Below are 7,307 nucleotides of genomic sequence, written 5' to 3' on the forward strand. Positions count from 1 at the left end.
GGCCGGCCGGGTCCCCGCAGGGGCAGTGTCCGGCTGTAGACGACGCTCGTGGTGGTGCTGCCGAAGCCGGCCAGCTCGTCCACCAGGGTTTCCAGGTGTTCCATGGACGTCGCCGCCACCTTCAGGGTGTAGCAGTCGTCGCCGGTGGTGCGCAGGCACTCCAGGATCTCCCGCCGCTCGTCGAGCAGCCGCCGCAGCGGCTCGTGCCGGTTGCCCGGGTACTTCAGCCGGACGACGGCGAGCACCGGGTAGCCGACCTTCGCCAGGTCCACCGTCGCGCGGTAGCCGGTGATGACGCCCAGCGACTCCAGGTTCCGCACCCGTTCCGTGGTCGCCGACGCGCTCAGCGACACCCGCCGTCCCAGCTCGCTGAGCGAGATGCGGGCCTCCCGTTGCAGCTGCTCGATGATCGCCCAGTCGGTGTCGTCAAGATTCACGGCCATGACGCGAATCTACCGGGAGAACCACGGCGATCCGCCGGTCACAGCGGGAGAACCCCGTTCCGTCCGCCATGATCGCGGGGATAGCCTCGAAGCATGCAACTTGGCGTCAACGTACCGAACTTCGGCCCGGGAACCGACCCCGGCGTGCTGCGCGAGTGGGCCCGGACCGCGGAGGGCCTCGGCTTCGACCTCCTCATGGTGTCGGACCACGTGGCGGTGACCCCGGACGTCGCCGAGCGGTACCCGGAACCCTTCTACGAGCCCTTCACCACGCTGTCCTGGCTCGCCGGAGTCGCCCCGAACCTGCGGCTGGGCACGACCGTGCTCATCCTGCCCTACCGGAACCCGCTGCTGGTGGCGCGGATGACGGACACCCTCGACCGGCTCAGCGGCGGCCGGTTCGTCCTGGGCGTGGGAGTCGGCTGGGCCCGCCGGGAGTTCGCCGCCCTCGGCGTGCCGTTCGGCGAGCGCGGCAGACTGACCGACGAGTACCTGAGCACCCTGCGCGACGCCCGGGCCGAGGAGTCCGACCGCCGGTCGGTACCGGTCTGGGTCGGCGGCCACAGCGAGGCCGCGCTCCGGCGGGCACGCCGGTTCGGCGACGCCTGGCACCCGCTGCGGCTGCCCCTCGCCCGGATGCGGTCGGTCCTGGCCGAGCACCCGATGCCGGGGTTCGCGCCCCGCATCGCCCTGCGGCCCACCGGCACGCCGGTCGACGACCCCGAGCGGCCCGCCGGCGTCGGCACCGTCGACCAGATCCTCGACGACCTCCGCCACCTGCGCGATCTCGGCGCGGAGACCGTCGTCCTCGACCCCTACCACGGCGATCCGGAGGAAACCCGTCGGCCGCAGCGGGCCTGGCAGGACCTCACCACCGTGGCCACCCGGTGGAGGGCCGTGTGATCACCGACGCCGACCGGGCCCTGCTGCGCCGCGCCCTCGCCATCGCCGCCCACGCGATCACCCTGGGCGACGCGCCCTACGGCTCCCTGCTCGCCGGCCCGGACGGCGGGATCCTCGCCGAGGCCCACAACACCGTACGGCGCGACGACGACATCACGGCCCACCCCGAACTGAAGCTCGCCCGCTGGGCCGCCCGCGAACTGGCCCCCGGCACCGCCGCGCGCACCACGATGTACACCAGCTGCCAGCCCTGCGGCATGTGCGAAGGAGGCATCCTCCGCTCCGGCCTCGGCCGGGTCGTGTACGCGCTCTCCACCGAGCAGCTCGTCGAGCTCAACCCCGACTCGGGCGCCTGGAGGCCGGTACCGACGGACGGCCCGGCCCTGCCCGACGAGGCCCGGGCCCCGATCACGGCCTACTACGGTCCGCGCTGAGCCCCGGCCGCGCCGGGCTCCGGCCGCACCGGACCCGCTCCCGCCGGAGCCCCGAGCGACCCGGGCCCTGGAAGAACAGCAGGAGCCAGCCGCCGGCCGAGAGGACGGCCGCCGACCAGCCGACCACGGCCGCCGGCCGGCCCTGCTCGACCCCCTCGGCCCGCTGGAAGGCGGCGACCAGCGGGGCGATCGTCGCGACCGGCAGGGTGACCCCGACCAGGAGCGCGGTCCTCGGGCCGAACTCCGTCCCGATCACGAGGAACCCCAGCGCGGCGAGCCCCGCCACGGCTCCCATCGCCGTCCCGGCCACGGTGGCGGCGATCCGGAACACTCTCGGGCGACCGCAGAGGAGTGCCACCGCACAGGGCACCGAGCAGACCGCCACGACCACGTGCACGGGCGCGGCGTGGAAGCCGAATCTCACGACGAAGGCCGCCACCGGCCATACGAACACCGCGACCGCCAATCCGACGAACCCTCGGGCACTCGCAGGAACCGTCACCATGGTCATCCCCCTCCTGGCACGGCATATTTGAACACGTTCAATCCAGCAGAGGTCCGCTCCTCCCGGGCCTCGGCCGACCGCGGCGGGGCCGGTTCCGGAGCCGGAATGTCAGTGCCACCTGGGACGCTCGGTGGCCCGCACCGCCGACCAGGGGAGCCCACCGATGCCGATCCACGTCGCGAGCCGCCGCCGCACGACGGCCTCGCTGACCGCCGCCTTCCCCGGCGCGGAGATCATCGACGTCACCTCCAGGGCGCCGGACCCGTGGGTCCGGCTGAGCCCGTTCCATCCGCACGGCGGCATCCCGGTCCCCTGGAGCGACGGCGTGACCAGCGAGTCCGTGGAAGGCGTCCGGCAGGCCCTCAAGGTCTTCCGGGACGCCGACGTCGACCCCGCGAAGCTGCGCGTCACCTCGATGAAGGGCCTCAAGCGGACGGTGCGCCGGTACGGCCCCGTCCAGGGCCACCGGGCCGGCCTGCACGGCGACCGGCTCCTGCCCTACGAGACGGCCCGCCGCCGCATCTACCTCCCGGCCTACCGCTGGGTCCTCGAACACCGCGCCGCCGATCTGGTCGAGCGGCTCCGGGAGAAGGACGAGGTCGTGCTCCTGGACTACACCACCAACGGCGACGTCGCCAACCCGACCAGCCCGCTCTCCCACGCCGCGCTCATCCGGCTCCACCTGGAGGGCCGTTGGCCCGACGAGGGCGACACGGACGGGCAGCCCCGACAGCCCCGGCCCGGACCGCCTTTCCGGCGCCCGCCCCGCCCTGGGGAAAAGCAGTTGGTCCGACCGCGTCACGAGTTCGACAATCACCGGATGACCGATGACCAGAGCGCGGTCCAGCGGCGCCGCGCGGCCCGCACGACCTGCAAGCGCCTCCTCTCCGGCGACCGCGTCCTCAGCATCCGCGAGCGCCTCGCCCAACTCTCCGCCCTGGACGGCCTGGACGTCCCCCACGACTTCTACGGCAGCGACGGTCCCGTGCGGCAGCTGGAGGAACGGACCGCCGCACTGCTCGGGAAGGAGGACGCGGTCTTCTTCCCCACCGGGACGATGGCCCAGCAGGTGGCCCTGCGCCACCACGCCGAACGCACCGGCAACACGGCGGTGGCCCTGCACCCGCTCAGCCACATCGAGCGGCACGAGCGGCACGCCTACACCCAGCTCACCGGCCTGCGCGGCCTCTGGCCCACCACCGGGCAGCGCCAGCCGACGCCCGGCGAACTCGGCGCGCTGGGCGAGCCGTTCGGCACCCTGACGGTCGAACTCCCCCTGCGTGACCCCGGCTACCTGCTCCCCGACTGGGAGGAGCTGACCGCCCTCGTCGCCGCCGCCCGCGAGGCCGGCGCCCGGGTGCACTTCGACGGCGCCCGGCTCTGGAACACCACGGTCCACTTCGGCAAGCGGCTCGACGAGATCGCCGCCCTCGCCGACAGCGTCTACGTCTCCTACTACAAGGACCTCGGCGGGATCAGCGGGGCCGCCCTCGCCGGCGATGCCGCCCTCACCTCCTACGCCCGCACCTGGCGCCACCGCTACGGCGGCCAGCTCTCCCAGCAGTGGCCGGCCGCCATCGCCGCCCTCCACGGCCTGGACACCGCCCTGCCGCGCATCCCCGGCCTGATCCGCCACGCCGCGTCCACCCTCACCCCGGCGCTGGCCGCGCTCCCCGGCGCCCGCCTGTATCCCGAGGTGCCGCCCACTCACGAGTACCGACTCTGGCTCCCGCACCCGGCCGAGGCCCTGAACGCCGCCCATCTGGCCCTGGCCGAGCAGGAGGGCGTCTGGTTCGTCCCACTGGGAGGACGCCGCCCCCGGCCTCGCCGTGGCCGAGGTCAGCCTCGGCGAGCCGGCGCAGGCGTGGACGGCGGAGGAGGTGACGGACGTCGGGCTGCGCTTCCTGGAGCTGGCGGCCAGGGGCTGACGGCGGGGATCCCGCGAGGAGCGCCGCAGTCAAACGGTTCGCGGCCACCACCCCTTTGTGTCAGACTGACGATATGAGCGAGATGCACGTGGGGGACCTGGCCGCCGTCCGCAGCCGCGAGGAGCTGACCGCGCTGATGGCCGACGGGCTGCGGCCGAAGTGGGTGATGTTCTGGGGGCACACCGAGCGCAAGGGCGGTGGCACCCGACAGGAGTGCCTGAGCCAGTGGTGGCCCGGCGAGTTCACCGTCGACGGGCTCACCTACACCTCCGCCGAGCACTGGATGATGGCCGGCAAGGCCCGGATGTTCGGTGACGAGGAGATCGCGCGGCGGGTGCTCTCGGCCCGGACCCCCGCCGAGGCGAAGAAGCTGGGGCGGCTGGTCAAGGACTTCGACGAGAAGGTCTGGACGGCCGGCCGGTTCGAGCTGGTGGTGGCGGGCAACGTCGCGAAGTTCGGACAGGACGAGGCACTGCGCGACTACCTCCTGGGCACGGGCGACCGGGTGCTGGTCGAGGCCAGCCCGCTGGACCGGATCTGGGGCATCGGGCTCGCCGCCGACGACATCCGGGCCCAACAGCCCGCCGAGTGGCGCGGGTTGAACCTGCTCGGCTTCGCCCTGATGGAGGCGCGGGCGCGGTTGGCCGCATGAGCGCGATCGCTCCGCTGCTGGACGGGACGGTGGTGGCCTCGGCCGCCGCCGCCCTGTTCCTGGCGCCGGGGGTGTTGCGGCGGAAGGCCCGGCCCCCGCGGCGAGAAGGAACGTACGGGCCGGAGCCGCTGCTGGCGGCCGTCGTCGCACTGATCCACCTCAACCAGGTACTCGTCGCGGTCTACGTGAACCGGGTGCACCACGGGGACGTCTCCTTCATCGCCCGCCACCTGCCGCCCGGCTGGTTCGACGTGCCCCGCCTGGATTTCCTCGCCGCCCGCTTCCCGGCCCCGGAGCTCCTGGCGCCGTCGGTGCTCCGGGTGCAGGCGTTCCTCGAACTGCCGCTGGTGCTGCTGGCGTTCGTCGCCGTCGTCCGGCGGCTGGACCGCGCGCTGTACGTCCGGTTGGCCCGCTCGCCGTTGATCCCGCTCGCCGCCGTCTCGTACACGGTGGCGTTCTGCGCGGTGGAGTGGGACCTGCGGAACCCGTACACCGTGGACGACCTCGTCCTGCGGGTGCTCGCGGCCTGCCTCACGCCGCCGCTGATCGCCCGGCTGGCCCGACGCGAACCCGAAGCGGACGCCGAGCCCGCCCGCGGCCCGTTCCGCTTCGCGCTCGACCTGTGGGCGTACGGCCAGCTGATGCTGGTGCTGTACGACACCGCGCTGCTCTACAACCTCGCCCGGCTCGGGGACCATCTCCCGTCCGCCGCGGCCGCGTTGGCGGTGCTCGTCGCCACCCGCACCCTTCCGCGCCGGATCCCGCGCGGGCGGCCCGGCCCGTACACCGCCGCACTCTCCGGGACGGTCGGCCGGGCACTGGCGCTGTTCCTCGTCCCCGCCCTGTCGATCCGCTACGCGCAGTCCTTCGGCACGCCCGAACTCTCCGCCCTGGCCGGGCTCCTGGTGATCGGGGCGGCGGTCCGCCGGGACGCGCTGCTCCTCCTGCCGCCCGCGCTCGTGGGCGCGCTGGTCGGATACGCCGTCGCGGCACTCGCTCCCGGCCCGCACTACGAGGCGACCCTCCTCCGGAGCGCGACCGGCGCACTTCTCGCAACGACCGCCGTCTGCGCGCTCCTTGACACCACTCGGACACGACTGGTCGTGCACTCTTAACTCCCACGCCACATACTGACGCCAGGATGTCACACAGTCAGGGTGCAGATGGACAGGTTGGGGCGATCATGCGCATGCGGCCGACGGCACAATCCGCAGGCCAGCGGCCGGAAGGCGAGCAACAGGCCGAGGAACTCCGCGCAGAACTGGACGAGTTACTCCGTGCGAGCCGCTACGCGGGCCAACGTGAACGGCGCCTGAACGAGGCGATCCGGGCCGCCCCGGGCCGCCAGCGGCCGGACGGGGAGCTGCTGCGCCAGCTCGCCCAGGCCCGCACGCTCCGCGAGGACCTGGGCGCCCGCTGCCTCCAACTCAGCGACCAGCTGGAGGAGTTGGAGAGCAGGATCAGACAGCGGCAGCAGCCACCGCCGCCACCGCAGCATCAACAGGCACCGGCCCATCAGCAGCCCGCACAGCAGCCACCGCGACAGCAGCAGCCACCTCAGCAGCAGCCGGCGCCCGCCCGCCCCGACCTCGGCGCTCTCACCGAGCGGATCACCGCCCTCCACCGGGCCGGCTCCCTCGCCGAGGCCACCGGGGTGATAGACGCGGCCGCCGCCCGCCTCACCCCCTCCGACGCCGCGCTGCTGGTCGGCATGCTGGCCCGGTACGGTCCGACCGGCGGCTCGCTCCTCCTCGCCCGCAGCATCGCCCGGTCCGCACCCGACCATTCCGTCACCGTGCTCGCCGAGTTGCGCGAACTGGGCCTGGCCGAGGAGGCGGCCGAGGTGTTCCACGCCTTCTGGGGCTACCCGGCCGCCTCCGTCCCCGGCCTGCTCTCCGCGCTGGACCGGGCCGGGCTGGCCGCCGACAGCGCGACGCTGCTCTGGGAGTGGGGGTCCGCGCCGATGCCCGAGCTGACCTCCCTGGCCGCCTGCCTCCAGCAGCACGGCCGGTCCGCCGACGTCAGGACCCTGCTGCGCCAGGCCGCGGGCCGCTCCACCGCCGACCTCGCCGACCTCGCGGCCGGGCTGCCGCCGGCGCTCGCCGCCCTCCTGCTGAGCGAGCTGGCCGTCCTGCGCCCGCCCGTCGAGGTGGTCCGGCTGGCCGCCGCCCTGGACGGCGCCGGCAGTTCCGGGCTCTACGCGCAGTTGCTGGCCGCGCTGCTCGCCGACGAGGCCCGCCACCGCACCACGCTCGCGGCCCTGCGCACCGCCGGCCTCCCGACCCGCCCGCCCACGGCCCCGCGCTCGCGCTGGGGACGGCGGTAGCGGCGGCCGCACGGGAAACGGCCGCGGGACGGACCGGGGACGGCCTGGGCCGGCACTCGGCCCCCGACCCCGGTCCCGGACAGCAAGGAGCCCCCGTCCGCCCCACCAGGGCGGAC

8 protein-coding genes are annotated in these 7,307 nt (G+C 74.2%); 6 read left to right on the forward strand and 2 right to left on the reverse strand.

The features are described from left to right. On the reverse strand, positions 1 to 443 hold a 443-nt coding region (locus ACIQOV_RS18545; RefSeq protein ID WP_359902968.1), incomplete at its 3' end, for an Lrp/AsnC family transcriptional regulator. A 93-nt stretch (positions 444 to 536) separates the two neighbouring features. On the opposite strand from ACIQOV_RS18545, the gene ACIQOV_RS18550 reads away from it, so the two are divergent. Together ACIQOV_RS18550 and ACIQOV_RS18555 are read left to right on the forward strand one after the other, a co-directional pair. Beyond that, positions 537 to 1,346: an LLM class flavin-dependent oxidoreductase gene (locus tag ACIQOV_RS18550; protein WP_401049676.1), complete on the forward strand. Its 810-nt coding sequence runs from the start codon at positions 537 to 539 to the stop codon at positions 1,344 to 1,346. Further along, positions 1,343 to 1,780 (forward strand): nucleoside deaminase, encoded by a 438-nt coding sequence (locus ACIQOV_RS18555; protein WP_401049678.1) that lies wholly within the window; start codon positions 1,343 to 1,345, stop codon positions 1,778 to 1,780. Before ACIQOV_RS18550 ends, ACIQOV_RS18555 begins: the two co-directional genes overlap by 4 nt. Here ACIQOV_RS18555 and ACIQOV_RS18560 read toward each other — a convergent pair. Further along, positions 1,755 to 2,291: a hypothetical protein gene (locus ACIQOV_RS18560; protein WP_401049679.1), complete on the reverse strand. Its 537-nt coding sequence runs from the start codon at positions 2,289 to 2,291 to the stop codon at positions 1,755 to 1,757. The two genes, ACIQOV_RS18555 and ACIQOV_RS18560, sit on opposite strands and share 26 nt — an antisense overlap. Before the next feature lie 157 nt (positions 2,292 to 2,448). Between ACIQOV_RS18560 and ACIQOV_RS18565 the strand changes: the two genes are divergently transcribed. The 4 genes from ACIQOV_RS18565 to ACIQOV_RS18580 all read left to right on the forward strand — a co-directional run bounded on the left by ACIQOV_RS18565 (position 2,449) and on the right by ACIQOV_RS18580 (position 7,191). After that, on the forward strand, positions 2,449 to 4,290 hold the full coding sequence (locus ACIQOV_RS18565) for a threonine aldolase family protein (protein ID WP_401049681.1): 1,842 nt from the start codon (positions 2,449 to 2,451) through the stop codon (positions 4,288 to 4,290). Next, entirely contained in the window at positions 4,287 to 4,865 is a 579-nt protein-coding gene (locus ACIQOV_RS18570; RefSeq protein ID WP_401049683.1) for an NADAR family protein, read from the forward strand. The genes ACIQOV_RS18565 and ACIQOV_RS18570 overlap by 4 nt, the downstream gene beginning before the upstream one ends. After that, positions 4,862 to 5,980, forward strand: a complete 1,119-nt coding sequence (locus ACIQOV_RS18575; RefSeq protein WP_401049684.1) for a hypothetical protein — start codon at positions 4,862 to 4,864, stop codon at positions 5,978 to 5,980. Before ACIQOV_RS18570 ends, ACIQOV_RS18575 begins: the two co-directional genes overlap by 4 nt. Before the next feature lie 68 nt (positions 5,981 to 6,048). After that, positions 6,049 to 7,191 (forward strand): hypothetical protein, encoded by a 1,143-nt coding sequence (locus ACIQOV_RS18580; RefSeq protein ID WP_401049686.1) that lies wholly within the window; start codon positions 6,049 to 6,051, stop codon positions 7,189 to 7,191. Positions 7,192 to 7,307: the final 116 nt, after the last annotated feature.

This window comes from Kitasatospora sp. NPDC091257 (assembly GCF_044757675.1).
GTDB classification, from domain to species: domain Bacteria; phylum Actinomycetota; class Actinomycetes; order Streptomycetales; family Streptomycetaceae; genus Kitasatospora; species Kitasatospora lactacystinica.